At 56.1% G+C, this 26,144-nt stretch carries 22 protein-coding genes; 8 read left to right on the forward strand and 14 right to left on the reverse strand.

Features of this window, described 5'->3' with window-relative positions; genetic code table 11:
- Positions 1 to 68: 68 nt before the first annotated feature.
- The 3 genes from K2F33_RS04775 to K2F33_RS04785 all read left to right on the forward strand — a co-directional run bounded on the left by K2F33_RS04775 (position 69) and on the right by K2F33_RS04785 (position 4,911).
- Complete coding sequence (locus K2F33_RS04775) at positions 69 to 515, forward strand: carboxymuconolactone decarboxylase family protein (RefSeq protein WP_212985585.1); 447 nt, start codon at positions 69 to 71, stop codon at positions 513 to 515.
- A 215-nt stretch (positions 516 to 730) separates the two neighbouring features.
- The gene (locus K2F33_RS04780) at positions 731 to 1,654 is read left to right on the forward strand and encodes a TetR/AcrR family transcriptional regulator (protein WP_076174747.1); all 924 of its coding nucleotides are present in this window, start codon (positions 731 to 733) and stop codon (positions 1,652 to 1,654) included.
- Positions 1,655 to 1,698: 44 nt separating this feature from the next.
- Positions 1,699 to 4,911 carry an efflux RND transporter permease subunit gene (locus K2F33_RS04785; protein WP_263881118.1) on the forward strand — a complete coding sequence of 1,071 codons (3,213 nt, stop codon included), beginning with the start codon at positions 1,699 to 1,701 and terminating at the stop codon, positions 4,909 to 4,911.
- 130 nt (positions 4,912 to 5,041) lie between these two features.
- Here K2F33_RS04785 and K2F33_RS04790 read toward each other — a convergent pair whose 3' ends face one another.
- Positions 5,042 to 5,683, reverse strand: a complete 642-nt coding sequence (locus K2F33_RS04790) for a molybdenum cofactor guanylyltransferase (RefSeq protein WP_212985588.1) — start codon at positions 5,681 to 5,683, stop codon at positions 5,042 to 5,044.
- A 289-nt stretch (positions 5,684 to 5,972) separates the two neighbouring features.
- On the opposite strand from K2F33_RS04790, the gene K2F33_RS04795 reads away from it, so the two are divergent.
- The gene (locus tag K2F33_RS04795; RefSeq protein WP_076174755.1) at positions 5,973 to 7,211 is read left to right on the forward strand and encodes an MFS transporter; all 1,239 of its coding nucleotides are present in this window, start codon (positions 5,973 to 5,975) and stop codon (positions 7,209 to 7,211) included.
- 170 nt (positions 7,212 to 7,381) lie between these two features.
- Here the strand turns inward: K2F33_RS04795 and K2F33_RS04800 are convergent, their stop codons facing one another.
- Positions 7,382 to 9,070 carry a glutamine--tRNA ligase/YqeY domain fusion protein gene (locus tag K2F33_RS04800; protein WP_263881119.1) on the reverse strand — a complete coding sequence of 563 codons (1,689 nt, stop codon included), beginning with the start codon at positions 9,068 to 9,070 and terminating at the stop codon, positions 7,382 to 7,384.
- A gap of 268 nt (positions 9,071 to 9,338) precedes the next feature.
- Between K2F33_RS04800 and K2F33_RS04805 the strand changes: the two genes are divergently transcribed.
- Positions 9,339 to 9,593, forward strand: coding sequence for a DUF2164 domain-containing protein (locus K2F33_RS04805; protein WP_076174757.1), 255 nt, complete (start codon positions 9,339 to 9,341; stop codon positions 9,591 to 9,593).
- Between the two features lie 93 nt (positions 9,594 to 9,686).
- Entirely contained in the window at positions 9,687 to 10,235 is a 549-nt protein-coding gene (locus K2F33_RS04810; RefSeq protein ID WP_089550478.1) for a GNAT family N-acetyltransferase, read from the forward strand.
- A gap of 158 nt (positions 10,236 to 10,393) precedes the next feature.
- On the opposite strand, the gene K2F33_RS04815 is transcribed toward K2F33_RS04810, so the two are convergent.
- The 5 genes from K2F33_RS04815 to K2F33_RS04835 all read right to left on the reverse strand — a co-directional run bounded on the left by K2F33_RS04815 (position 10,394) and on the right by K2F33_RS04835 (position 16,237).
- On the reverse strand, positions 10,394 to 11,053 hold the full coding sequence (locus K2F33_RS04815; RefSeq protein ID WP_089549688.1) for an MOSC domain-containing protein: 660 nt from the start codon (positions 11,051 to 11,053) through the stop codon (positions 10,394 to 10,396).
- 90 nt (positions 11,054 to 11,143) lie between these two features.
- On the reverse strand, positions 11,144 to 11,929 hold the full coding sequence (locus K2F33_RS04820; protein ID WP_076174766.1) for an SDR family oxidoreductase: 786 nt from the start codon (positions 11,927 to 11,929) through the stop codon (positions 11,144 to 11,146).
- A gap of 237 nt (positions 11,930 to 12,166) precedes the next feature.
- Positions 12,167 to 12,670 (reverse strand): GNAT family N-acetyltransferase, encoded by a 504-nt coding sequence (locus K2F33_RS04825; protein ID WP_076174768.1) that lies wholly within the window; start codon positions 12,668 to 12,670, stop codon positions 12,167 to 12,169.
- A 59-nt stretch (positions 12,671 to 12,729) separates the two neighbouring features.
- Positions 12,730 to 13,956: an MFS transporter gene (locus K2F33_RS04830; protein WP_263881121.1), complete on the reverse strand. Its 1,227-nt coding sequence runs from the start codon at positions 13,954 to 13,956 to the stop codon at positions 12,730 to 12,732.
- 214 nt (positions 13,957 to 14,170) lie between these two features.
- Positions 14,171 to 16,237 carry a molybdopterin-containing oxidoreductase family protein gene (locus K2F33_RS04835; RefSeq protein WP_263881122.1) on the reverse strand — a complete coding sequence of 689 codons (2,067 nt, stop codon included), beginning with the start codon at positions 16,235 to 16,237 and terminating at the stop codon, positions 14,171 to 14,173.
- Between the two features lie 330 nt (positions 16,238 to 16,567).
- Here K2F33_RS04835 and K2F33_RS04840 point away from each other — a divergent pair, with 330 nt between their 5' ends.
- Positions 16,568 to 17,215, forward strand: coding sequence for an SDR family oxidoreductase (locus K2F33_RS04840; protein WP_263881123.1), 648 nt, complete (start codon positions 16,568 to 16,570; stop codon positions 17,213 to 17,215).
- Between the two features lie 439 nt (positions 17,216 to 17,654).
- On the opposite strand, the gene K2F33_RS04845 is transcribed toward K2F33_RS04840, so the two are convergent.
- Together K2F33_RS04845 and K2F33_RS04850 are read right to left on the reverse strand one after the other, a co-directional pair.
- On the reverse strand, positions 17,655 to 18,131 hold the full coding sequence (locus tag K2F33_RS04845) for a glutathione peroxidase (RefSeq protein ID WP_263881124.1): 477 nt from the start codon (positions 18,129 to 18,131) through the stop codon (positions 17,655 to 17,657).
- A gap of 45 nt (positions 18,132 to 18,176) precedes the next feature.
- Entirely contained in the window at positions 18,177 to 18,587 is a 411-nt protein-coding gene (locus tag K2F33_RS04850) for a YjdF family protein (protein ID WP_089549684.1), read from the reverse strand.
- Between the two features lie 299 nt (positions 18,588 to 18,886).
- On the opposite strand from K2F33_RS04850, the gene K2F33_RS04855 reads away from it, so the two are divergent.
- Positions 18,887 to 20,098, forward strand: a complete 1,212-nt coding sequence (locus K2F33_RS04855) for an oxalate decarboxylase family bicupin (RefSeq protein WP_076171838.1) — start codon at positions 18,887 to 18,889, stop codon at positions 20,096 to 20,098.
- A 149-nt stretch (positions 20,099 to 20,247) separates the two neighbouring features.
- Here the strand turns inward: K2F33_RS04855 and K2F33_RS04860 are convergent, their stop codons facing one another.
- The 5 genes from K2F33_RS04860 to K2F33_RS04880 form a co-directional block, all read right to left on the reverse strand.
- A complete protein-coding gene (locus tag K2F33_RS04860; protein WP_263881125.1) occupies positions 20,248 to 21,270 on the reverse strand; it encodes an LLM class flavin-dependent oxidoreductase in 1,023 nt (340 codons plus the stop codon).
- 331 nt (positions 21,271 to 21,601) lie between these two features.
- On the reverse strand, positions 21,602 to 23,140 hold the full coding sequence (locus K2F33_RS04865; protein WP_263881126.1) for a DEAD/DEAH box helicase: 1,539 nt from the start codon (positions 23,138 to 23,140) through the stop codon (positions 21,602 to 21,604).
- Between the two features lie 201 nt (positions 23,141 to 23,341).
- Positions 23,342 to 25,012 (reverse strand): ABC1 kinase family protein, encoded by a 1,671-nt coding sequence (locus K2F33_RS04870; RefSeq protein ID WP_263881128.1) that lies wholly within the window; start codon positions 25,010 to 25,012, stop codon positions 23,342 to 23,344.
- A 1-nt stretch (position 25,013) separates the two neighbouring features.
- A complete protein-coding gene (locus K2F33_RS04875; RefSeq protein WP_076171846.1) occupies positions 25,014 to 25,343 on the reverse strand; it encodes a phasin family protein in 330 nt (109 codons plus the stop codon).
- Positions 25,344 to 25,416: 73 nt separating this feature from the next.
- Positions 25,417 to 26,055 carry a ThuA domain-containing protein gene (locus tag K2F33_RS04880; RefSeq protein WP_263881129.1) on the reverse strand — a complete coding sequence of 213 codons (639 nt, stop codon included), beginning with the start codon at positions 26,053 to 26,055 and terminating at the stop codon, positions 25,417 to 25,419.
- Between the last annotated feature and the right edge of the window lie 89 nt (positions 26,056 to 26,144).

The raw sequence follows: 26,144 nt of genomic DNA on the forward strand, positions 1-26,144 counted from the left end.
GAACGATGTCACAAATCGCGCACCTGATCAGTCTTCTTTGTGAACGAACCTAAAGGAGGCTGTTATCGATGGAAATCAGATTGAATTACAGGGACGCCAATATGCCGGCTGTTAAAGCGATGCTTGCTTTTGAGCAGTTTGCCCAGAGCACTTCGATCGACAAGGTGCTCTCCGAGCTGATTAAAATCCGGGTGTCGCAAATCAACGGATGCGCGTTTTGTCTGGATATGCACAGCAAGGACCTGCTCAAGCTGGGAGATTACCTGGAGCAGCTGACGCTGGTCTGCGTATGGCGGGAAGCTCCCGTATTCACTGAGCAGCAGCGCGCTGCGCTGGAGCTTGCGGAATACGTGACGAAAATTTCCGAGGCAGGCGTCCCGGATGAGGTGTTCGGCAGGGTCAAAGAACATTTTGACGAGAAGGAAATCGTCGACCTGCTGATGGCGATCAACGCCATTAACTGCTGGAACCGTTTAGCCATTTCGACCGGCATGTTCCCGGGCTGTATGGGTTAATAGAACCGCCTACCAAAACCGTCACAATTTCGCCATATTCATTCCCTATAAATATGGAGCCCAACCGGCACCTTCCTGCGTATTACAACCAGGAAGGTGCCTTTTTTTGTAAATGGCGCCGGGTTGTTTGAAAACGACCTTCGCTTTGTAATATAATCGTTCTGACTAGGCGGTCAATTTGAGAACCGAAGTGTCAGAAAGGAGTGAAGGTGCATTTGTCTGAGAAACTGGCGGACAAGAAAAAACAGATTCTGAAAACCGCCCTGCAGCTGTTTTCCACAAAGGGAATTTCGGCCACCTCCATGCAGGAAATCGCGGAATACTGCGGCATGTCCAAAGGCAGCTTGTATCTGCACTTCAAATCCAAGGAGGATCTGGAGAGCAGCATCTACCTGTACTGTGAGGGCCTGATCCGGGACAGCGTTATGCAGGTGGAACAGGAACACCTTCTGACTCCCAAAGAACAGCTGCGGAAACAGCTGGAAGTCGTGCTGAATCTGCTCGTGGAGCTCCGGGAGTTTCTGGTGGTGCAGATTCAGGATCACCATGCGTCGGGAAAAAAGCCACCGTCCCAGAAACATTTGCGTGAAAAGCAAATCATCGGCATCCAGTGGTTCAAAAACAAGCTCGAGCAAATTTACGGGGATGACGTCTATCCCTACACGCTGGACCTTACCATGTTTGTGGTGGGCCTTCTCGACGGATATATCCGGACGCTGTTTATTCCGGGTCTGCCGCTGAACATCCGGCGGGTTGCCGATCATATCGTGTTTTTGCTGGACGAAGTCGCCGGCGGCATGGTCCGGTCGCAGCGGGATCCGCTTATTTCCCCCGGGATATGGACCGAGTGGACGGAGAAGCTGAAGGACCGGTCCGGGGGGAGCCTGCGGCATCCGCTTATTATTACCAAGCAGATGCGGGATCTCTTAAAGGACAAGCTGCCGGAAGGACCAGAGCGTGACCTGGCTCAGGAGTCGATCGATATCATCGACAAGGAGTTTCGGGACATCGAACCGCGCAAAGCGATCCTGGCCGGCATGATCGCCAACCTGGAGAGCGTGCCCGAGCTTGTTTCCTTAAGCCGCGAATTGAAGGAAATCTGCAGGCTGTACGTGTTTTCAAGAACCGATCGTACCTGAAGCGTGAGCAAGAGATACAAAGGAGAGGAGCAGAAACCTGCGAAATGAAGAGCATTATTAATTTTTCATTGAACAATAAATTCGCCATCTGGATCCTGACGGTCATCGTCGCCGCCGCCGGCTTGTACAGCGGGCTGGTGATGAAGCAGGAGACGATTCCGAACATCAACATCCCGTTTCTTAGCGTGACCGCCGTTTACCCGGGCGCAGCGCCGGAAGGCGTCGTGCAGGATATTACGATCCCGCTGGAGCAGCGGCTGCAGAACGTGGACGGGGTCAAGAACGTCTCCTCTACGTCTATGGAGAACGCAGCCAACATCGCCATGGAATTCGATTACGGCACGGACCTCGATCAGGCCACCGCAGCCGTCCGGGAAGCGCTCAACGAAGTGACGCTGCCTGACGGCGCCCAGAAGCCGACGATCTCCAAGTTCAGCCTGAGCTCGTTTCCGGTCGTATCCCTCAGCGCGTCCGACAGTTCAAGCGATCTTGAGGGTCTGACCAAAAACATTGAGGACGAAGTCGTGCCTGAACTGGAGAAAATTCCAGGCGTCGCTTCCGTCTCCGTCTCCGGACAATACGTAAAGGAAGTCCAGCTGACATTTAATAAGGAGAAAATGGCCCAGCTCGGCCTGACTGAAGATACCGTCAAGGGTATCGTTCAAGGCTCTTCCGTACGGGTTCCGCTCGGTCTGTTCAATCTGGAGCAGTCCTCCAAAGCGGTTGTCGTGGATGGCAACATCACGACGCTCGATGATTTGAAAAAACTGACGATTCCGGTTACGCCGGGAGCGGGCAGCGCACAAGGACAGAGCGGTACTGCCGGGGCAGCCGGTCAAGGTGCCGGTGGCGCGGGCGCTGCTGCTGGGGCAGGCGGCGCTGGGGCAGGCAATGCTGCAGTTGGCAATGCTGCAGCTTCCGTTCAAGGCGGCCAGGCCGGCGTTCCAACCGGCATTCCGACGGTGAAGCTCAGCGATATCGCCGACATCAAGGTGGTCGGCAGCGCAGAGTCGGTGTCCCGCACGAACGGCAAGGCCTCGATCGGCCTGCAAATTGTCAAGGACAATGACGCCAACACGGTGGACGTGGTCAATGCCGTGAAGGACAAAGCCAAAGACCTTGAAGGCCAGTTCAAAGGCATGGAGCTTACGGTGCTGCTCGACCAGGGCAAACCGATCGAAGACTCCGTGTCGACGATGCTGGATAAAGCGGTCTTCGGCGCGCTCTTCGCCGTTATCATCATCTTGATCTTCCTGCGGAACATTCGCTCCACGATCATCTCGATCCTGTCGATTCCGCTGTCGCTGCTGATCGCCCTGCTGATCCTATGGCGGCTCGATATTACGCTCAACATGATGACGCTCGGCGCGATGACCGTAGCGATCGGCCGCGTCGTCGACGACTCCATCGTCGTCATCGAGAACATTTACCGCCGCTTGACCAGCAGCGGCGAGAAGCTGCGCGGACGCGAACTGATCCGCGAAGCGACGCGCGAAATGTTCGTTCCGATCATGTCCTCGACGATCGTAACGATCGCGGTCTTCCTGCCGCTGGCGTTCGTCACCGGCATGGTCGGCGAGCTGTTCATGCCGTTCGCGCTTACGATGGTCTTCGCCCTGCTGGCTTCCCTGCTCGTAGCGATCACGCTCGTGCCGATGCTGGCCCACAGCCTGTTCAAGAAGGGCATCAAGGCCTCCAAGCAGCATGATCACGACAAGCCGGGCCGGATGGCCCGCGGCTACCAGCGGATTTTGAACTGGGCCTTGTCCCACAAGCTGATCACATTCGGCTCAGCGGTTATTCTGCTCGTGGCAAGCTTCTTCCTGACCCCGCTGATCGGCACCAGCTTCCTGCCGGATCAGGAGGACAAATATATCATGGTGACCTACTCGCCTGAACCTGGCGCTCAGCTGGAAACCGTGGAGAAGCGGGCCCTTGAAGCCGAGAAATACATTTTGAGCCAGCCGAACATCGACAAGATGCAGTACTCCGTCGGCGGCAGCGGCAATCCGCTGGCTGGAGGATCTTCGTCCAATTCGGGTCTGTTCTATGTAGAGTACAACAAAGATACGAAAGATTTTGAGAACGTGAAGAAAAACCTCGTGGAAGGTCTGAAGAAGCAAGTATCCACCGGAGAATGGAGCTTGATGGACATGTCCGGCGGCATGGGCGGAAGCTCGCTCAGCGTCAGCGTCTACGGCAACAGCCTGGATGATATCAAGCCGGTCTCCGAGCAAATCCTGAAGCTGGTGCAGGCAGACACGGATCATTTTGAAAAAGCGAAAACAAGCCTGACCAAAGCTTATGACCAATACACGATCGTGGCGGATCAGCAAAAGCTAAGCTCGATGGGCTTGACGGCCGGTCAAATCGCCATGAAGCTGAGCCCGGTCCGCGAACGTCCGGTGCTGACCGAAGTGACGGTCGACAACAAAGACTACAAGGTTTATATCGAAACCGATAATAAGGAATACAAGAGCATCAACGACATTGAGAACGAAGCGGTCCAGTCGCCGCTGGGCATGAACGTTCCGATCAAAGACGTCGCCAAAGTGGAAAAAGGCACGTCGCCGGATACGATCACCCGCAACGACGGTAAAATGGTCGTGGACGTGACGGCCAACATCGTCACCTCCAACGTCGGCAAAGCTTCTTCGGACCTGCAAAAGGAAATCGACAAGATCGATTTGCCGGACGGCGTCGAAGTTAAATTCGGCGGCACCACTGAGCAGATCAACGATACGTTCACCCAGCTTGGCCTGGCCATGGCTGCGGCGATCGCCATCGTCTACTTCGTGCTCGTCGTGACATTCGGCGGCGGCCTGGCGCCGTTTGCAATCCTGTTCTCCCTGCCGTTCACGATCATTGGCGGACTTGTCGGCCTCTGGATCGGCGGAGAGACGCTGAACGTATCGGCCCTGATGGGCGCCCTGATGCTGATCGGTATCGTCGTGACCAACGCGATCGTGCTGATCGACCGGGTGATTCACAAGGAACGCGAAGGCTTGTCGACGCGGGAAGCGCTGCTGGAAGCCGGAGCCACCCGTCTCCGTCCGATTCTGATGACGGCTCTCGCCACCATCGGTGCCCTGCTGCCGCTCGTATCGGGACTGGAGAACAGTGCCGGTATCATCTCCAGAGGTCTCGGCATCACGGTTATCGGCGGTTTGGTCAGCTCCACGCTTCTGACGCTGGTCATCGTGCCGGTAGTTTACGAGTTCCTCATGAAATTCCGAAAACCGAAAGTAGAAGATTAATTTCTTCAAATAAAAAGGACGTGCTTCTCTCCCTAAACGGGAAAGGGCACGTCCTTTTTCTATATAGTTTAGGTTTGCCGACGAAACTTAACCTACTAACCTATGCATAAAATCGGAATATACAGACAACTTAACACAAATCCTCTCTCAAGAAAAGACCTGTCATGGCACGCTTATAGTCTAAAGGTTCATTCATGTTATAGAAGGCTTTGTCCGCACCGGGCCCCAGCTCCTGGATGAGCTCTTCCTCGGAGACATAGCACACCTTCAGCTGCTCCAGCCACCCGGTCAGGCGCAGCCGGCCGGAAGACAAGCACGTCTCCAAGGACGGCAGGACGCTGCGATGGTAGGCAGCCAGCAGCGGCTGAATGCGCCCCCCCGATACTGGGACGATGGCCTGGAGTCCGCTTTTATCATCCATAACCGCGGCCGCTTCATCTGCCTTCCGTGCCAGAAAACGAAAAACCTCTTCCGTCACAAACGGCATATCACAAGCCGTGATGATGCTCCAAGGCGTGGCGGCAGCATGCAGTCCGGCATGCAATCCCGACAGCGGTCCCTGCCCCGGATAACGGTCATGCACCACTTCTTTGCCCAGGAACGCATATTTTTCGTCGTCATTCGCCGAAATGATGATATTTGAAGCAGCAGGCGACATCAAGCGGACGATCCGCTCGATTACCGTTTCGCCGTTCACGTTCAGCAGTGCCTTATCGGTCCCCATCCGGCTGGATTGACCCCCGGCCAGCAAAATTCCTGTGACCTTGAACATCGTTCGTCTCATCCCTCTCGTTATAAGCATTAACAGGCAATCCAGGTCGTATTTTTCATACATTTAAAGTAGCTCCAAATAAATTATGGGATAATTCTCAAAAGTTGGTTTGTATCCCTTTTCAACTAATGATAAAGTGGGATTGGCAGTCTTTAAAACGCCGCTTTCGATATGGAATGAACGGAAGAATTTCTAACTTTGCGCACAGAAGCGGGTCATCAGAAGATTACAATGCGGAACTTCAGTTCAACCTATATATTAGCAAACGGCCGGAAAGGAATGTGCTAGCGTGCAGGAAAACGGAAGCAAGCCGTCTTCGTTAACGTCGCTCAAGGCGTTCAACTTTTTAATTTACGGCACCATGGTGATTTTCACCAGCTATTTTCAATTATACCTGCAGGATGCGGGAATGAACAAACTGGAAATCGGCAGCCTGATGGCACTGGGGCCGTTGATCTCCCTGCTGGCCAATCCGGTCTGGACGTTTGCCAGTGAACGCCTGCGGGACACCAAGCGCAGCCTGCTGCTCATGATGGCGGGCACCCTGCTGCTGACTCAATTTGTATTTCATGCCGATACGTTTACGATGATTTATGTGGCCATGATGCTCTTTTTCTTCTTTCAAAGCCCGATGTTTGCGCAGAGCAACACGCTGATTCTCGGCTATATTCCGGATCAGCCGCACCGGTTCGGCGCGTTCCGGATGTGGGGCTCTATAGGCTGGGCGGTGACCGCTGTGGCGGCCGGCCTCTTCCTCGACCGGATCGGAATCTCCCGCCTTTCCTTCGTGTTTACGGGAATCCTTGTCCTGGCGATCGTATCCGTCCTGCTCCTGCCTCCGCTCAAGCGGACCTCCGAAACGCCGCCGATGCGTCTCCGGGGCTTTGGCAGGTTTGCGGTGAACCGTTATTTTATCGCTTTTATCGTTCTGGGCATGGCTGTCTCCGTCCCCACCTTTATGAATAATACGTTCATGTCGCTCTATATCACGGAACTGGGAGGATCAAAAACGGTAGTGGGACTGGCCGTCTTCCTGTCGTCCATTCTGGAGATCGGCGTGCTGATTCTGTTCAATCGTTATCTAAGGCGTAAATTGTCCACGCTCGTAGGCTGCCTTTCCCTTGTAAGCCTTCTGTTTGTCCTTCGCTGGCAGCTGATGGCGAACGCCACGAGCCCGGTCGAAATCGCCGTCATCCAGATCCTTCACAGCATCACCTTCGGCGGCTTCTTCTTTGTCGGAACCCAGGTGGTGCGCCTGCTGACGCCGGCCCCATTCCGCGGACCCGCTCAGGCGCTCTACACGCTCACTTGGAGCGGCATCTCCGGCATGCTCGGCAGCCTGGCCGGCGGCTGGCTGTTCCAGAACTTCGGCGGCGCGGCCATGTACAAAATTTGCGTGATGCTGGCGCTGATCGGCGCGGCTGGCTTCGGCATTATGTGGTACTGGATTCGCGTTCAGCATCATACCCAGGCGGGGGCTGCCGGAACTGTGACCGGGCCTGCCGATGATGACGATTCACCGTTCTAAAGAAGCTGGACCCGATTGGCCGGGCCAAAGCTTGACATAAGCGAGACAGAGCAAGCCAAACATAAACAAAAAGCCAGCCGCTGGGCGATTGCATCTGCGGCTGGCTTTTCTATATGTCATTCGAACGTTGCAGGTCTTCTCATAGGTTCTTGTGCCGAGCCGATCCTGCCTTATTTCGGCATTTGGAAGGAGCTCTTCAGGGAGACGACCAGGTTAAATACCGGTTGTCCGGGCGCAGAATACTTCGAATCCACGTTAAAATATCCGTGCCGGAAAAACTGGAACTTGTCCTGCGGCTTGGCATTCTTCATGTCCGCTTCCACAAAGCCGTGCAGCACTTCGAGGGAGTTCGGATTGATTTCGTCCAGGAAGCTTTTCTCTGCTGTTTCGGCTTCGTTCTCCTCGGCCGGGGCATCCGTCTCTTCCGCCTTGATCAGCGGCTCATACAGACGGAACTCCGCCGGTACGGCATGGGAAGCTTCGACCCAGTGGATGGTTCCCTTGACCTTGCGGCCGGTAAAGCCGGTGCCGCTCTTCGTCTCCGGATCATAGGTGCAGTGAATTTCCGTCACCTGGCCGTTCTCATCCTTCACGAAGTCATGGCATTTAATGAAATAGGCATTCTTCAGCCGGACCTCGTTGCCCGGGAACAAACGGAAATATTTGTTCGGCGGGTCCTCCATGAAGTCGTCCTGCTCGATGTAAATTTCGCGCGAGAACGGGATTTGCCGCGTGCCCATGTCCGGGTTCTCGGTATTGTTCTCCGCTTCGAGCCATTCCACCTGGCCTTCTGGATAGTTGGTGATGACCACTTTCAACGGCCGCAGCACCGCCATCGTCCGCGGAGCCTTCAGCTTGAGGTCCTCGCGGATAAAATGCTCCAGCATTTGCAAATCCACCAAACCCTGGCTCTTCGAGATGCCGGTCTCGTACACGAAATTCCGGATCGCTTCCGGCGTGTAGCCGCGGCGGCGGAGTCCGGAAATCGTCGGCATGCGCGGATCGTCCCAGCCGTCGACGATCTTCTCGTCCACGAGCAGCTTCAGCTTCCGCTTGCTGGTCAGCGTCTGTGCCAGATTCAGGCGGCCGAATTCGTATTGATGCGGCGTGCTCTCCATCTCGCATTCCTGGATGACCCAATCATAGAACGGGCGCTGATCCTCGAACTCCAGCGAGCAGAGGGAGTGCGTTACGCCTTCGATGGCGTCCTCCAGCGGATGGGCGAACGCATACATCGGGTAAATGCACCACTTGTCCCCCGTGTTGTGGTGCGTGGCATGGGCGATCCGGTAAATGACCGGATCCCGCAAGTTGATGTTCGGCGAGGCCATGTCGATCTTGGCGCGAAGCACCTTCTCCCCATCCTTGAATTCACCGCTGCGCATTTTCTCAAACAGCTCAAGGTTCTCCTCGACGCTGCGGTCACGGTAAGGGCTGTTCTGGCCCGGCTCAGTCAGCGTGCCGCGCGTCTCGCGGATTTGATCGGCTGTCTGATCGTCGACATACGCTTTGCCTTTTTTGATCAAAAGCACCGCACGGTTGTACATCTCATCGAAATAGTCCGAGGCATAACGCTTCTCCGCCCATTCGTATCCAAGCCATTTCACGTCTTCCTCAATGGATCTGACGAACTCCACGTCTTCCTTGAGCGGGTTCGTATCGTCAAAGCGCAGGTTCGTTGCGCCTTCGAATTCGCCGGCCAGCGCGAAATTGATCCAGATCGCCTTGGCATGCCCAATATGCAAATAGCCGTTCGGTTCCGGAGGAAAGCGGGTGACCACTTTCTGAACCTTGCCCGACTTCAGGTCTTCCGTTATGACATTTTTAATAAAATTGGAGGGAGTGCTTGGTTTCTCCACAGTTATCAACCTTTCATCCATAAAGTCTTCTTTATAGATAGACCTCGTCCATCTTATTCTCTGTATAAAGCTTGTTTCATATAAATATACCTGTAATGCCGGGAGAGTTCAATCATTCGCGCTCCTCTCCCCTTTTACGTGAACGCGAAGCGTTATACATCCTTCCCCAATCCAGAGACAAACATGAAAATTGGGGCTAATACCATTTTGACGCCATTTGAGGAATAAGGTAGCATGGAAATAAAAGCCGAAGGGGGCCTAAATGCATATGAAATCGATGAAGCTGGCGAAGGAACAGCGGGACCAGGCGATTCTGCAGATCCAGCAGTTTTTTGAGCATGAACGCGGCGAAGCCATCGGTGAGCTGGCAGCGGACGGCGTGCTGGACTTCTTTATGACACGCATCGCTCCGCATGTGTACAACCAGGCGCTGAGCGACTGCCGCCATGTGGTCAGCCAGAGAATGATATCCCTGGAAGACGATATATACGCATTGGAACAAAAGGTTAAAGCGTCCCGTTAAGTACGAGGGGAGAAGTGAAAACGCATGGTTGGTTACATATATAAGCTGGCCGCCAATTTCGCCGATCTTGGGAAAAGAAAGAGGGATTCATTCATGTTTACATACGCACTTGACGACCAAATTGAGCTCCGGCCCCTGGCGCTGCAGCATGCACGCCCGCTGTTTCACTTGACCGACCGGTCACGTGACCGGCTGCGGGAATGGCTCCCCTGGGTGGATGCGATCCGGGAAGTGGAGCATACGGCCAATTTTGTGAAAAATGCCATTAAGCAGGGAGCCGAGAACGGCGGCATTTCCGCCGGCATTTGGGTGGACGATGAAATCGCCGGTCTGATCAGCTACCATCAGATCGACTGGAACAACCGCTCCGTCAGCATCGGCTACTGGCTGGGGAAGGAATTTGAAGGCAAAGGCATCATGACCAGCGCCTGCCGGACCTTTGTCGATTATGCCCTGATGGACATGGATCTCAACCGGGTCGAAATCCGCTGCGCAACGGGCAACCACCGCAGCCGCGCAATCCCCGAACGGCTGGGATTCGTTCTCGAGGGAATCGTCCGTGAAGCGGAGAAGCTGCCCCAAGGTTACGTGAATCACGCGGTCTATGGGATGATACAAAGCGAATGGAAGCTGCTTCGGTAGCCCGTTTTGAAAACCCTTCCTCCAAGGCAGACAAAATGCCGCCGCTCCTGTCCAACGGACAGGGGACGGCGGCATTTGCGATAAGGTGAACCGATCATTCAGCAATGCTCCGACGTTCGGCAGCCCTGGATAACTGGGCTGGCCGCAGCATGTCCCGTCTAGGCCAGCCAGTTGCTGAACTGCTCCTTCACGGTCGAAGCAAGGGCTTCGACTTCGAGCATCCGGGCAATCTCTTGCCGGTCCGCCCGCTTGCGTCCCAGCGCCAGCTGGCGCAGAACCGCCGCCACCGTCACGCCGCCCGGGCTGGATTCACGCTTGATGATGGACGATTGGCGGTCCAGCACCCCTTCCTGGAGCACGCGGAGATAAAAACCGCTGTATCCGGTATCCAGCACCCGTGCCGGGAAGTCGGTCACCCCATGCTTGCTGGCGATTTTGAAACAGGGAAATCTCGGCTGGGCGACCTGCATGACTGTCCCGCCGATTTCAAACGTATCGCCGATGCACACTTCTTCTTCCAGCAGCCCGGATACGGTCAAATTCTCGCCAAAGGCCGGGCACTCCATCGGAATGCCCAGCTCCCGCTTCCAATAGGCGTAATGCTCTACAGGATAGACGCACACGGCCTTGTCAGGCCCGCCGTGATTTTTCAAGTCACCTTGGCCGTCCCCATCCATCTGCGTGCGTCCAACGAACACTTCTCCTTCAATCGGGCGTTTATGTATGCCGGTTGTGAGCGGTTTGCCCATATACTCCACCGTGATCGGCTTGCCGACGTTCACCGATACGATCCGGTAAGCGGTATCCACCTGATTCATTGCGGCTTCCCTCCAAATTGATCATCTTGCTTCCATCATAGCATTTGGAGTTGCGCCGGTACAAAAGAAATACACGAGCTGGGATGGCCCTTAGAGAGCCTGTACCAGCCCGCCGTCAATGACAAGGGTTGTGCCGGTAATATAGGTGTTGGCACCTGATAACAGGAATACGACGCCTTTGGCGAATTCCTCCGGCGTTCCGTACCGTCCGAGCGGAATTTCGCTCTGGGACTGCTCTGCGACCTCTTCCGCGCTGACACCCTTCGCTTTCGCATTCGATTCGTTCAGCTGGATGATCCGGTCGGTCTCAATCCGCCCCGGTGCCACCGTGTTCACCAGGATTCCGTACTGAGCCAGCTCCTGAGACAAAGACTTGCTCATGCCGGCTACGCCGTTACGGAACGTATTCGACAGAATGAGCCCGGGAATCGGCTGCTTGATCGACGTCGACGTTAAATTGACGATATGCCCGCCCAGTCCCTTCATATGCGGGAGCACCTCACGGATCATTCGGACATAGCTGAGCAGGTTCAGCTGAAAGGCTTTATCCCAGTCTTCATCCGTCAGCGTTTCAAACGTTCCCGGAGACGGACCGCCTCCGTTATTGACCAATATATCGATGCGGCCGAACTTTTCGGCCGTATAACGCACCATCGCTTCCACTTCATGCGGAATCGTAATGTCCGCCGCATAATATTCCACCACGCCGCTGCCGAGCTTCTGCAGCTCCTGCTGTACCGCCTCCAGCTTGCCGTCGCTGCGGCTGACCAGCATCACATCGGCTCCTTCTCGCACCAGTTCAGCGGCGATCGCTTTGCCCAGTCCCTGACTGGATGCAATGACAAGCGCCTTTTTACCCTCAAGATGAAGATCCATTCTCTTATGACCCCTCTTCTATAAATTCTGCTATACCCTTATAAACTGATCATTCGGGGATGAAACCATTCGGATTCTTGAATGCTGCTGATGACAAAGCGTTAATTATAGTATAAAAAGGAACCTTCACCTTGTGAAAGTCCCTTTTGTACCGTTTTATATCGGGCTGACTGACTAATTATACACAAAAAATGTCATATCATGGTATTTTACAGGACGGATAGCCCCATAGCCCCATTAAGGACGCGCCAGAAAGCAGCTCATCAATATATCATCGACATCGCGGCCGCCGATACAAAATTCCCGTTCCAGGCAGCCCTCCTGTACGAAACCACATTTGCGGTAAAATGCGATGGCTCCGGGGTTGGAAGACAGGACCCGCAGTCTCAGCTTTCTTTTTCCTTGCTCCTGTGCCCATTTCTTTCCCGCCTCGATCAGCCTCGACCCGATCCCCTCCTGCTGATAATCGGGATGAACCGCAATGTTAATTTCACAAACATGGCTGTTGCTGGAGAGGCCCGTAGCCGGACGAAATCCGATGTACCCGCACAGCACGTTGTCCACCACGGCCACCAGCTGGGAACCCGGCGGGCAGTGACGCAGATAGTCCTCCCGGGAAGACCAGCGGACCGGTTCCGGAGCGGTCCACTCGTTCCACACGAGGGCGTCGATATCCATCAGCGCCTGGGCGTCCCTCATTTCCGAGAGGCGGATGGTCAAAACACGATGTTCGGATGGCATAATAGCTTCACCTCTATTGATAGTAAACTAGGACCAGGCTCAGGGTATTGGAGTCATCGTCAGCTTCCGAAGGATTCGGCCAGATCGATCTCCGCCTGCCGGTTGCGGACCGCGTGCGTCACAAAGAACACAACCGACAGCACCGCTACCCCAATCGCCAGCCAGGTCACCGGCATGATTCCTCCGTTATCATACAGTATTCCCATGACATAGGGCCCTGCCATTCTTCCGACGGCCCCCATTCCCCCGGTCAAACCGATATAGAACGGAGCCGCCTTATAGGCGTGATCGGAAATAAAAGCCGGGATGGCCGGCGAGATCAGCATCTCTCCGAGCGTCGCCAGGATCATAGCCATGACCATTCCCGGATAACTGTGCAGACCAGCAATGACAAGATAGGCCCCCAGGTAAAAGAGGCCGCTGGCCGTAATTTGGGCCGACGAGGTCCGTGCGAACCAGCGCTTGATCAGGCTTGTCAGTGGCTGGGCGACAAAAATGAGAATGCCGTTCATCGTCCACAGGAAGCCATAGGCCCGCTTCGGCATGCCCTCGGAGATAATGAACGGGGACACGCCTGTGTTCCAGATCGAGTTTCCCAGCCAGAGGAACAGGGAACCGATGCCGATGAACAGGTAAACCCTCGTATTGCAGAGCAGGGACCAGGTACCTTCGGCGCGTTCGGGCTTGTCCTTTTTCTGCAGATGAACCGGCCCCTGCTCCTTATCGAGCCTGCTGAGATAATTCAGGAAAAACATGGCGAAAACCGCCGATGTGACCCCGTTCAGAATAAAGGTCAGGTCGTAGGACAGATCCGCAAGGAATCCGCTCATCGCCGTCCCCAGGGCGACGCCGATGTTGTTGGCAACGTACACGACGTTAAACAGCTCGCCCCGCCGGTCGGCGAAGCGGTAGCCGATGAACGCCTGGATTGCCGGCATGGACACGGCGTTGCAGAAGCCGATAAAGCCCATAAGAGCCATGTATAAATACCAATACGGGCTGATGAAAGGCAGGGCGAACAGGCCAAGCGCATTCAGGCCAAGCGACCCGACGATGAGCCGCTTCACCCCGACCCGGTGGTACAGCGCGCCGCCGAGCAGCTGGCCGATGATGCCGCCCAGCGCCTGGATCATGATGACCAGGCCGGCATCGGCCATCGAGTGGCCCAGCTCCTCAAACACGTACATGGTGGTGAGCGGCCACATCAGCGACCCGCCCGCCGAGTTGATCAGGCTGGCCGCCAAAAATATTTGAACTTCCCTTGGATAGGATTGCAGAAATTTCATGTTAGGAATCTCCTGTGCAGCGGTATGTGGTGAGGCCGGGCAGATGTCCGGCTTCTGAAACCGGCAGATAACGAACGAAAAAAAGAAAGCCCCTGGGGGCTCTCCGGCAGGTGTCCGCCAAGCGTAAAACCGGCTGACACCTGTAGCAATTTATCGTTATGTCTGCCGTCCCACATGACAGTATCTATCATATTGTGTCATCCCGCAATGACCTTCACTGACGCTTTACTTCGACAGTGGTTGAGAAGAACGTGGCTCCGCCGCCCATGTCGGCCAGGCGGTCGGGCGTCAAAGCGTTGGCCCGCTGCCTGCGGCCGTCCTTTGCCCACCACAATCCCTGGCTTACGACAGTGCCGGGAAGCATTTTATCCGTGACCACGGCCTTCAGCTCATACCGTCCCCGCTCGTTGTATACGCAGACGGGATCCCCGTCGGCAATGCCGCGTGCAGCGGCGTCTTCCGGATGGATCTGCAGCACCGGCTCCTTCTCCAGCTTCTGATGCTTTTCCACATTGGCGAAGGTGGAGTTCAGGAAATTGTGGTTCGGCGGCGAAATGAACATGAGCGGGAAGCTCTCTCCTGCTGCAGGACGGCGCTCACCGTCGTAGCCTTCCTTCAGCGGGACATACTCCGGCAGCGGCGGCAGTCCCGCCTGCTTCATCGCTTCGGAATACAGCTCGATTTTGCCTGAAGGGGTAGGCAGCCGGTCCAAATAGTGCCGCTTCGGCGTCATGTCGAGCTTGACGAAGCGCTGCTCCTTCAGCGACTCCAGGGTTACTCCGTTCAGATAGGGATTGTCCGGATAATCCAGCGCCGCTTCGATCATCTGCTCCTCCGTCTGGGAGAAGGCTTCTTCATCGAAGCCCATCGCCCGGCCCAGCAGAGAGAACAGCTCCACGTTGCTCTTGCTCTCGCCCTGCGCAGGAATGACCGGTTCCTGGATCTGAACATATTGATGCCAGTAAGAGCCGAACAAATCTGTGCTCTCAAAGGAAGAGGTCGCCGGCAGAAGGATATCGGCGAATTTCGCCGTATCGGTCATAAACAGGTCATGCACGACCGTAAACAGGTCCTCCCGGGCAAATCCGGCCTGAACCCGCGCCGTATCCGGCGCGACGACCAGCGGGTTGCTGCAGTAGACAAGCAGCGCCTTGATCGGCTGCTCCGTCATGGCCAGCGCTTCCCCGATCCGGTTCATGTTGATGCTGCGCGCCTCCGGGTTCGGCCGCAGATCCGGGCGTTCCAGCGCTTCGCTGTTCATCGCGTTATAGCCGCCGTTGGACTTGGCCGCACCTCCGCCCTGCTTCAGCCAGTGGCCGGTCAAGGCCGGCAGGCAGGCGATGCTGCGGATGTTCATGCCGCCATTGTCATGATGCTGCAGCCCGTTGCCGATGTGGATGTAGGCGGCTTCCGCCTCGCCGTACATACGGGCCAGCTTCTCGATATCCTCCTCCGGAATGCCCGTAATTTGGGATACACGGGCCGGGGTGTACGCCTTCACATGCTCCCGCAGCTCCTCATGGCCGACAGTGTACTTGGCCATAAAGTCATTGTCCGTCAGCCCGTCACGGAACAGGATGTGCATCATGCCCAGTGCGAGCGCCGTATCCGTTCCGGGGTATAGCGGAATAAACCAGTCGGCCCACTGGCCGGTGCGGTTGCGGTGCACGTCGATCACGACCACTTTGGCTCCGCGCTTGCGGGCTCTCTCCGCAATGACGACTTGGTGCATATTCGTGCTGATGATGTTGCCGCCCCAGACCAGTATCAGGTCGGCGTATTCGGTATCTTCCGGCGTCGTTCCGCCGCCGAAGCCCATCGTATATTTCCAGCCGGCGCCGCCGGCGGAGTTGCATATCGTTTGGTCCAAACGGCTTGTACCCAGCGCATTGAGGAAACGTCGGTCCATGCCGTCGACGCTGAGAATGCCCATATTACCGTAGAAGCTGTAGGGCAGTATCGCTTCGGAGCCATGCTCCGCAATAATATCCCGAAAGCGCTGGGTAATTTCCGTCACCGCTTCGTCCCAGGTGATCCGTTCAAACTGGCCTTCCCCTTTGGGCCCCGTTCGCTTCAACGGGTACAACACCCGGTCCGGATGATAAACCCGCTCCGTCATATTTCTTACCTTATTGCAGATCGCACCCTGAGTAATCGGGTGATCGGGGTTGCCGGTCACTTTGACGATTCTACCGTTCTCCTTGTGCAGCAGCAGGCCGCAGGTATCCGGGCAGTCCAGCGGGCACACCGCAGGAAAAACGCCGTTCTCTTGCTCGATCATCTCCCGCTCCATCTCCCTCTATATGAAGTCTGTATATGCTTGTATTTCTATCTTAAAGCGAGCCGGCAAAATCCGCAAAAGAAAAAATAAGGCATCTGTTTCAACCCCACGCCCGCCGGGTATAAAAAGAACAGGAGCATAGAGTGGACGAACCGTGTTCGCCCTGCCTGCTATGCCATATATCATGGACCACTCCCAACCGAATTCGCCAGGTCGATGTTTCGTTCCCCCGGACGCCGACCTGGCGAATTTGTTTATTTTTGGAATTCGATCAAAACCTGTGTTCCCGCCCTGGACATCGGGGTAATGCATACGTAGAGGTGATCAACGATGACAACCGTTTTTGTGGCAGGCGCAAACGGCCAGACCGGGCGCAGAATCGTATCGAAGCTGGTTGAGGCAGGTTATGACGTGAGAGGGCTGGTCCGTAAAGAAGACCACCTCCGGGATCTGGAATCCACAGGAGCCAAGGGTTACCTTGGGGACTTGTCGGGAGTTTTCACAGGCGGTATGAAAGGAGCGGACATCGTCGTCTGCGCCGCAGGGGCCGGCACCTCGGGTGATCCGGAGCATGTGGACCATGTCGGAACCGTTCGGCTCATTGAGCAGAGCGTGCTGGAGCAAATTCCGCGGTTTGTGCTGATCAGCTCTATGGGCACCAAGGATCCGGACGCCATGCCTTCTTTCCTGAAGCCCTTCCTGATGGCCAAACGCAAGGCCGAGACCATCCTTGAGGAAAGCGGGCTGAGCTATACGATTATCCGTCCGGGCGGGCTGACAAACGAGCCGGGCAAAGGCAAGGTGCATGCCGCTCCGGAGCTGCAGCGTCACGGCCGGGTATCCAGAGATGATGTGGCCGCAGCTGTTCTCGCGGCGCTGCAAATCCGGCAGACCCATAACCAGTCGTTCGACCTGCTTGAAGGCGATACCCCTGTGGAGGAAGCCTTGAAAGGATTAAACGGCAGCGTTCCGCAGTAACATCCGTTTTTGTAAGAAAAACGTCTATCGACGTACCTTCAAAGAAGACAGACCGCGTTTAAAGGAAGTTTTTCCTGCAATATCAGGAAGCCATGGCTATGGAGTTTATACTTTCTGATATTATAAGAAAAACGTCTATCGACGTACCTTCAAAGAAGACAGACCGCGTTTAAAGGAAGTTTTTCTTGCAATATCAGGAAGCAATGGCTATGGAGTTCATACTTACTGATATTATAAGAAAAACGTCTATCGACGTACCTTCAAAGAAGACAGACCGCGTTTAAAGGAAGTTTTTCTTGCAATATCAGGAAGCAATGGCTATGGAGTTCATACTTACTGATATTATCAAAAAGGTCTGTCCCGTTTTCGGGACAGACCTTTTGTTCATGATATTGGTTCGTATCACTATCAGGAAGTTTTCAGGAAGCATCCCGGCAGTTTATAGCAAACCGCGGATGGCTTCCGTCATGGCTTCCGGTGACTCCTTCGGCTCAAAGCGGGCAACCACTTCTCCCTGCCGGTTCACCAGAAACTTCGTAAAGTTCCATTGAATCTCGCCGTCTTCGGCCGGACCCGGCTGCTGCTGTTTCAAATATTGAAAGAGCGGATGAGCCCCTTCCCCATTCACTTCCACTTTAGCGAATACCGGGAATTGAACCCCATAATTCAGCTGACAGAACGATGCGGCTTCTTCACTGGTACCCGGCTCCTGTCCTCCGAACTGGTTGCAGGGAAATCCAAGGATTTCGAGCCCCTGCCCCTTGAACTCGTCATACAGCTTCTGCAGGTCGCCATACTGCGGCGTTAATCCGCATTGGCTTGCCGTATTGGCGATGACCAGCACTTTACCTTCATAATCCTGAAGAGACACCTCTTGACCAGAGGTCTTGGCTGCTGTGAATTGGTACACGGACATGTGATTACCCCTTTCTATCCTTCATATAGAATTGGCATTCTGCTGCTATTTACCCCGATGCTTGGCCTTGGCCTTCCTTACGGCGATCTCCCGCTTGTAAGCGGCCAGGGCTTCCCGCTGTTCCCTGCTTCGGCAGGCGCGCTGCTTCTTTGACTTCTCCAGCTCCAGGCGAAGCGCCTCCTGGCTCTGGGTGCTGACGCCGCGGGAGCGGGACTCCTTCGCCGCCTGCCGGGCAAGCCGCTTCGGGTTGACCGACTTCACAGGCAGCTGCGCGGCCGGGACGCTGCAGGATAAACGCTCCACCAGCGCGGGAAGATCGTTCATAACGTATTCCCACACCTCCTGCAAAGACGGCTCGGAACCAAAGACGTGACGACCCGCCTTGAGCCCGTCTGCTTCCTGCACTTCGACGACACCAACCCAATAAGGATCTTCAAAAAATACCGTTAGTTTCACCAGTATTCCCCCTCTGTATAAATCGGACCGAGGGACATCCCGAGGGGGGAAGGCTACTGACATGTGATCCGGGAGGCCGTGCTGGCGAATCGCCCTCTGCCTCCATACATGCGCCACGGACTACCGACCGGGCTGTGATTTTACGATCCACTTTCCATGATACTCCAAAGCGGCCGTGATGCAAGTCCGGCCCCAAGTGAATCCAATGAAGCCGGGAATCAGCCTCATATCGGCATGCGGCGGTTCATATACTTTCCTGTAGCTGAAAGCGAGATTACTGCTGAAAAGGGGCCATACGCATGAATCATTCATCCAATCGGCCGGAGTCGGGCAGGCGGATTCCCCAGCCGATCCGCGGCCGCGAAGGGGCGACCGACGAGGGGCCGCGCGACGTGCTTCGGGACATGGAGAATCCCGATATGCTCGTTCCGCCGAAGACCGATAACGGGCTGATACCCAATTTAAAATTTTCCTTCTCCGATACGCACATGCAGCTTAATGAAGGCGGATGGTCCAGGGAAGTGACGGTTCGCGACCTGCCCATCGCCACCACGCTGGCCGGCGTCAACATGCGCCTCACCCCTGGCGGCCTGCGTGAGCTCCACTGGCACCAGCAGGCCGAATGGTCCTTTATGCTGCTCGGCAGGGCACGCATTACGGCAGTGGACCAAAACGGGCGCAATTTCATTGCCGATGTGGGTCCCGGAGATCTCTGGTATTTCCCGCCAGGCATCCCCCATTCCATCCAAGGGCTGGAGGAAGGCTGCGAGTTTTTGCTTGTTTTTGACGACGGACATTTCTCCGACCTGAATACCCTCAGCATCTCCGACTGGTTCGCCCACACGCCCAGGGAGGTCCTCTCGGCCAATTTCGGCGTTCCGGAAAGCGCGTTTGCAAGCATCCCTCCCAGCCAGGTGTACATCGAGCAGGAACCCGTTCCCGGTCCACTGGACAGCCAAAAGGTAACCTCGCCCTACGGAGAGGTGCCCCAAACCTTTACGCACCGCCTGCTCGCGCAGCCTCCGATCATCACATCCGGCGGCAGCGTACGGATCGTAGATTCGTCCAATTTCCCGATCTCGCGTACCGTAGCGGCGGCACTGGTGGAAATCAAACCCGGCGGAATGAGGGAGATGCACTGGCATCCGAATCAGGACGAATGGCAGTATTACCTTACCGGCCAAGGCAGAATGACCGTATTCGCCGGTGGCGGCAAGGCCCGTACGTTCAACGTTCGCGCGGGCGACGTCGGCTATGTGCCGTTCGCCTTCGGACACTATATCCAGAATACCGGAACAGACAGCCTCTGGTTTTTGGAAATGTTCAAAAGCGACCGGTTCGCGGATGTGTCATTGAACCAGTGGATGGCCTTGACACCACGGGAGCTGGTGGCGGAAAACCTGAACGTCGGGTCCGATCTGCTGGATGCGCTGCGCAAGGAAAAATCGCCTGTAGTCAAGTACCCCGGCTTCACCTACACGAAGCCAAAAGACGGCGCCCCGGACGGATAATATCCAGGGGGCCGTCTTTTTTTCTAGATGCAAGAAAGTATTAGCTTCGTAGAATGTGCTTCTTTATAACACAAGAAACACTTCCGGATGCGGTCTTGCTTCCGATGTATGCCGATAGACGTTATTCTAATTTCCGCCTGTTCGTTCTGTTATCGTCCGGCGGCGTCCGCCGGAAGTCCGAACGCTTCGGCGATCAGCCGGAAGGACTGCAGCTTATCCTCAAAACGATGGGTAATGCTGGCGATCATCACCTCATCGGCATTGTATTCCTCGCACAGCTCTTCAATTCTGTGCTTCACCTGCTGCGGGGAACCGACGACCATCCGCTTGCGGTTCTCCTCAATCCGGATTCGGTCGTACCGCGAATACGGATATTCCAGCGCTTTCTCCACCGGCGGAGTGCCTGAAGACGATCCGCCTTTTTCCAATAAAATGAGCGAGAGATCCATGCTGGACGCAATCCGGTTCGCTTCCTCCTCCGTCTCTGCGCATACGGCAAAGATGGCCACCAGGGACTGGGGCTTGTCAAAAATGGCCGACGGCTGAAAATGCTCCTGGTACCAGCGCATCACATCACTGCCGCCGGAACCGTTGATAAACTGGGCGAAAGCAAAGCCGGTTCCCTGCATGGCGGCAATCCCGGCGCTGCCCCCGCTGGAGCCAAGCAGCCACATTTCCGGAACGGTCTGGACCATCGGCGTGGCCAGAAGTCCAGCAAAAGGATGTTCCGGACTCAGGGAATCCGTCAAATAGGCGACTAAGTCGTCGATCTGATCGGCGTAACGGTCCTCGCCGCGCATCTTCCCTTCCTGAAGGGCACGGGTCGCCAAAGGCATGCCGCCCGGCGCGCGTCCGAGTCCCAGGTCGATTCTGCCCGGATAGAGGCCTTCCAAGAGCCGAAAGTTCTCCGCTACCTTGTAAGAGCTGTAGTGAGGCAGCATTACGCCGCCTGATCCAACCCGGAGCGTCGATGTCTTCGCCGCCAGATGGGAGATCAGCACTTCCGGACTGGAGCCGGCCAGGTTCGGGGAGAAATGATGCTCCGATACCCAAAAACGATGGTATCCGAGCCGTTCGGCTTCCTGGGCCATGGCCGCCGTCTGGGCCAGCGCTTCCACCGGATTGCTGCCTTCCGATATCGTTGATTGATCCAATATGCTCAGCTTGATCATTACGCATCAAGACCTTTCTGCTATGACTGATTGCAGCCGGTGCTGACTGCTATTGCAGCAGCGGCATCCAGGTTTTGGATGAGCTGCCTTGCTATTATATCATGCGTTTGACGGGCTGCTGAAACGCTTGGCCGCAAAGTGGGAGGTTGCCCGAATCATCCGAGTCAGAAAACAAAATCGGCCTCGCCGCGATAGAGTACGGTTTGCACGGGCGGCCCACCCATTAGCAGATTTAGAGATTTGCCTCTAAATTTCGGGGCATCCGTGAGGACAAAAAAAGGCAGCAGCTGTCCCCGCCTGGGTTAGCTGCTGCCTTGGCCGCGGGGCGCCGTTATTTCCGGCGCCCGCGTCCTCCCGCGCTCCGGCCTCTGCCGCCGGGAGCGGATGGGCGGCCCGTGCCGCTCCGCTTGGCATCCCGGCCGCCGCGGGAACCGCCAACCGGCGCGCCGCGTTCCGCGCGGGCCGCTTGGCCCCGGCCGCCGCCAGCGCTGCGGCCGTCACGCTGCCCGGCCGCACCGGTGCGGGAGCGGCCGGCACTTGCACCGCCTGCGCCGGCTTCGCTTCCGGCGTAGGCGCCCCGCGCCCGCTTGGCCTCGCCGCGGGCGCCTCTGCCTTCACCGCCCGCGCGTGCGGGGCGGTCATCCCGGCGCGGGCGGCCTTCGCCGCGCCCGCCGTCTCTGCCGCCGCGCCCGCGGTCGTCACGCTCCGCATGGATGGAGCGCGCCTTGGTCCCCGCGGCAGTGATGCCGGCGCCCTTGTCATACCGGCGCCGTTCGATATTGTACTGGATGTGCTGCTCGATGTTTGCCAGCTCGCCTTTGTCTTTGGGGGCGACCAGCGTGATGGCCATGCCCTTCTCCCCGGCCCGGCCCGTACGGCCGATCCGGTGGATATAACTCTCCACGTCATGCGGAATATCGTAGTTAAACACGTGCGTGACGCCTTCCACGTCAAGCCCGCGGGCCGCCACATCCGTCGCGACCAGCAACTGCAGCTTCGCCTCGCGGAACCGCTTCATGACCGCTTCGCGCTTCGCCTGCGACAGGTCGCCGTGCAGCTCGTCCGAGTTGTAGCCTTGTTCGAGCAGCGCCTCGTTCAGCGTCGACGCCCGCCGCTTGGTGCGGCAGAATATGATCGCCAGAAACGGTCGGTAGGTGTCGATCATGGAGATCAGCGCCTCTTGCTTCGTCCGGTCCGTCACTTCCACGACGATCTGCCGGATATGGTCCAGCGGCACCGGCGATTTCTCCCCTTTAATCACTACGTCCTCCGCGTCCCGGGTATAGGCTGCCGCAAGCCGCTTGACCTCGGCAGGCATCGTGGCCGAGAACAGCATCGTCTGACGCTTGTAGGGCAGCGCCTGAATCAGCGTCTCGACCTCGTCCAGGAAGCCCATGTGCAGCATTTGGTCGGCTTCGTCCAGCACGAGCATTTTGACCCGCCCGAGCTCCAGCGTACCGCGCCGGAGGTGATCCAGCAGCCGGCCCGGCGTGCCAATGATCAGCTGGCGTCCCCCTTCGAGCTTCCGCAACTGCTTCTCGACGTCCTGTCCGCCGTAAACGGCCAGAATCCGGATATCGGTCCCTGCCGCCAGCTTGCGCGCCTCCTCGGTAATTTGCAGCGCCAGCTCGCGTGTAGGCGCAACGACAAGCGCCTGCGGGTACAGCTGTGTCGGGTCTATTTTTTGCAGCATCGGCAGCATAAAGGCCAGCGTTTTGCCGGTTCCTGTACGTGCCCTCGCGATCACGTCGCTTCCTGCAAGCAGGAGCGGGATCGTCTCCGTTTGCACCGGTGTCGGGATGGCAATACCGTTCGCCCTCAGTGTATTGACCAATGATTCGTTAACGCCCAAACTTGAAAACTTCAACAAAAATGCACCTCATTCATTAAGTTCCGCCTTTAGCGGGATATATAGTGGATTAACTCGGTTCAGACGCTTGTACTTCTATATCTTAAAAAGGAGGACCGTCACGTGACCCGTGCAGGGCCGCCGGACAGACCTCCCTTAAAGGATGAAATGAAAAACGCATGAATAACAATGTATGGATCATAATGGCGGCAATACAGGCAGCTAAAACCTGCCGGATTTGAATATGGAAAACAGCAGCCACAGCACCATCAACAGCGCCACAATAAAACCGGTTCCGATCACCGGAAAATGCCACAGCACCGAGGATTGCTGATTGAGGGAAGAACCGATGATCAGCCCAACCATGATGATGCTGAAGGCAAGCAGCACGATGCTGAAAGACAGCCGGTTGCTGATCTGGTCGAGCTTCCTCATCAGGGCTTCCATCTCCGGAACGCTGATCTCAACCTTCAGCTTGCCCTTGCTGATTAACGATGAAATCTGCCTTGCCTGGTCCGGCAGGTCGAACAGCGCCTCCGCCAGACCCGCCGCTCCGCCCAGCAGCTTCTTGCGCAAATTGCGGGTGCTGAAGCGGTCCTTGATCAGCTTCCGTCCAAACGGCTCCGCCATGTCGATGATGCTGAGCGTAGGGTCCAGCTTCTCGATGACGCCTTCCATCGTCAGCAGCGCCTTGCCGAGCAGCGTCAGATCAGGCGGAATCATCACTTTGTGACGCTGAGCGACCGCGAACAGATCGTTCAGCGCCGTCCCCATGCTGATTTCGGAAAAAGGAATATTATAGTACTGCTCCCGCAGACTGTCCAGATCCCTGCGCAGCTCGCGAATATCGCCGTCTTCCGGCATCATGCCCAGCCTCAGCACGGCGCGGACCATGCTGTCGGTGTTTTTCCGCATCAGGGCGATGATCAGCGAAGACAGATGGTCCTTCATCTCCTCGCTAAGCCGTCCCACCATACCGAAATCCAGATAGGCAAGGCTGCCGTCCTTGCGCACGAGCAGATTGCCCGGATGCGGATCGGCGTGGAAAAAGCCTTCGATGAAAATCTGGTGCAGCATGCTCTCCACGAGCTTCTCCGCCGTTTCCTTCAAATCGTATCCCTTCGCCACAAGCTCCTCCTGATGGCTTAAAGAGATGCCGCGGACGTATTCCATTGTCATGACGCGCGAAGATGTATACTGCCAAAATATTCGCGGGATGCACACGGTCTCATCGTTCTGAAACTGCAGTGCGATTTTTTCCGCGTTGCGGCCTTCCTGAGTATAATCCAGCTCAGCCCGCATGGAGCTCGCAAACTCTTCTACCAGGCGGGCGATCTGGTACTGCTTGACCCACACCCAGCGCTTCTCCGCTAACGCGGTCAGGTCCCTGAGGATTTCCAGGTCTCTGACCACCATCTGCAGAGCGCCCGGACGCTGGACCTTGACCGCTACATCCTCGCCGGTCTTGAGTTTGGCGAGGTGAACCTGTCCAATGGAAGCAGCCGCGATCGGCGACTCCTCAAACCAGGAGAAAATATCCTCAATGGCGTCGTCCAGCTCCTGCTCGATAATGCCCTTGGACGACTCGGACGAGAAGGGCGGAACCTGATCCTGAAGCTTGATCAGCTCCCGGATGATCGGCTCCGGCAATAGGTCCGACCGGGTGCTGGCCAGCTGCCCCAGCTTGACGAAGGTCGGCCCGAGGTCTTCCAGAACCAGCCGGATCCGTTCCCCCAGCGTCTTGGTCTGCGGCGTCTCATGGGTGATCCACCGTCTTGGGATGGACAGCATCTGGAACAGGCCCAGCTCCTCCACGATATAACCAAAGCCATGACGCATAAGCGCCATGGCGATCTCCCGGTAACGACCGGTATGTCTGATGCGCAGTGCCATCTTATTCCGCGGCCGGTCCGGAACGCTCTGCTTCGAGCTCCGCCACCCTCTTCTCCAATGTTGCAATGCGCTGTTCCAGACTGACGATATCCTGATCGGAAGGAACGTGAATGTCCGTTAATACACGCCGGACCTGGTCTTGAATCCACGTTTTAAATTGGGACTGCTCCTCCTCGCCGCGTTCCACCAGCCGGTTGACCAGATCTTTGGATTCCGATGGCGCCAGCTCGCCCCGTTTGACCAGATCGTCCACGATCTTCTCGACTTTCTCTTTGCTCACTATGGTAAGGCCCCATCCCAATGAAATTGCTTTTTTAAACAGATCACTCATGGTTATTCCTCCCAAAGCTATAGTCAATATATTATACCCCCAAATGATGGGTCATATAAACCCGGGAACCGCATTAACCCGGAAGATGCGCTGCCCACTGCGCTGCCTGCAGAATAAGCCGGCGGATCTGCGGATGGAGGAATGTCGGCTCGTGATGCCCCGGCATCAGAAAGGCGACTCTTCCCATACCGTAGCTATGTTTCCAGGCCGCCGGATGCCACGTTCCTTCCAGTTCGTATTCCAGCAGCACGGTTCTTTCGCCAAACGGGTCAAAATCAATCTGGTACGGCTCTTCGTCGAGTTCAAAAGGCTCGATGCCTTTCGTAACCTGGTCCTCTGCGCTCACCCGGAACGACAGCGGCTGGTACGGCGGATGACCGTTAAAACGGCCGCTGGCCAGCTGGGCCAGCTCATAGCGCCGGTTGCCTATAGACAGGCCGTTGTGGATGACAAGCAGGCCTCCTCCCTGGCTCACGTAAGACAGCAAACCCGCTGTCTGCTGCGGAGACACCTTCTCGTCCCACAAGTCGAAATAGCATATGCAAAGGTCAAACGGCTTCAAATGCTCCTCGAGCAGCAAATTTTTGTTTTCGCTGCATTGAACCGAAATGACATCGTTCAAAATATGGCTGATCTGCGCGTCTACCCCCTGCAAAGGGTGAAATTTCGGATGCGTGTAATCACCGAGTAAAATGCTCTTTTTCTTGTTCATTATGTTCCTCCTTGCTCGCTCTCGTTCCCTATAGCATTCCACACTTTCTGGAAAAAACCTTTAATTCCTTTCGTTTTGATGAAGGAAAA

The organism is Paenibacillus sp. PSB04 (genome assembly GCF_025809195.1).
In the GTDB taxonomy this organism is placed as follows: domain Bacteria; phylum Bacillota; class Bacilli; order Paenibacillales; family Paenibacillaceae; genus Paenibacillus_AQ; species Paenibacillus_AQ favisporus.

Excerpts from the sequence above, each read along its gene's own strand:
- K2F33_RS04775 (WP_212985585.1), top strand. The coding sequence starts at position 69 with ATGGAAATCAGATTGAATTACAGGGACGCCAATATGCCGGCTGTTAAA.
- K2F33_RS04785 (WP_263881118.1), top strand. The coding sequence starts at position 1,699 with ATGAAGAGCATTATTAATTTTTCATTGAACAATAAATTCGCCATCTGG.
- K2F33_RS04790 (WP_212985588.1), bottom strand. The coding sequence starts at position 5,683 with ATGTTCAAGGTCACAGGAATTTTGCTGGCCGGGGGTCAATCCAGCCGG.
- K2F33_RS04805 (WP_076174757.1), top strand. The coding sequence starts at position 9,339 with ATGAAATCGATGAAGCTGGCGAAGGAACAGCGGGACCAGGCGATTCTG.
- K2F33_RS04810 (WP_089550478.1), top strand. The coding sequence starts at position 9,687 with ATGTTTACATACGCACTTGACGACCAAATTGAGCTCCGGCCCCTGGCG.
- K2F33_RS04815 (WP_089549688.1), bottom strand. The coding sequence starts at position 11,053 with ATGAATCAGGTGGATACCGCTTACCGGATCGTATCGGTGAACGTCGGC.
- K2F33_RS04820 (WP_076174766.1), bottom strand. The coding sequence starts at position 11,929 with ATGGATCTTCATCTTGAGGGTAAAAAGGCGCTTGTCATTGCATCCAGT.
- K2F33_RS04825 (WP_076174768.1), bottom strand. The coding sequence starts at position 12,670 with ATGCCATCCGAACATCGTGTTTTGACCATCCGCCTCTCGGAAATGAGG.
- K2F33_RS04830 (WP_263881121.1), bottom strand. The coding sequence starts at position 13,956 with ATGAAATTTCTGCAATCCTATCCAAGGGAAGTTCAAATATTTTTGGCG.
- K2F33_RS04835 (WP_263881122.1), bottom strand. The coding sequence starts at position 16,237 with ATGATCGAGCAAGAGAACGGCGTTTTTCCTGCGGTGTGCCCGCTGGAC.
- K2F33_RS04840 (WP_263881123.1), top strand. The coding sequence starts at position 16,568 with ATGACAACCGTTTTTGTGGCAGGCGCAAACGGCCAGACCGGGCGCAGA.
- K2F33_RS04845 (WP_263881124.1), bottom strand. The coding sequence starts at position 18,131 with ATGTCCGTGTACCAATTCACAGCAGCCAAGACCTCTGGTCAAGAGGTG.
- K2F33_RS04855 (WP_076171838.1), top strand. The coding sequence starts at position 18,887 with ATGAATCATTCATCCAATCGGCCGGAGTCGGGCAGGCGGATTCCCCAG.
- K2F33_RS04860 (WP_263881125.1), bottom strand. The coding sequence starts at position 21,270 with ATGATCAAGCTGAGCATATTGGATCAATCAACGATATCGGAAGGCAGC.
- K2F33_RS04870 (WP_263881128.1), bottom strand. The coding sequence starts at position 25,012 with ATGGCACTGCGCATCAGACATACCGGTCGTTACCGGGAGATCGCCATG.
- K2F33_RS04875 (WP_076171846.1), bottom strand. The coding sequence starts at position 25,343 with ATGAGTGATCTGTTTAAAAAAGCAATTTCATTGGGATGGGGCCTTACC.
- K2F33_RS04880 (WP_263881129.1), bottom strand. The coding sequence starts at position 26,055 with ATGAACAAGAAAAAGAGCATTTTACTCGGTGATTACACGCATCCGAAA.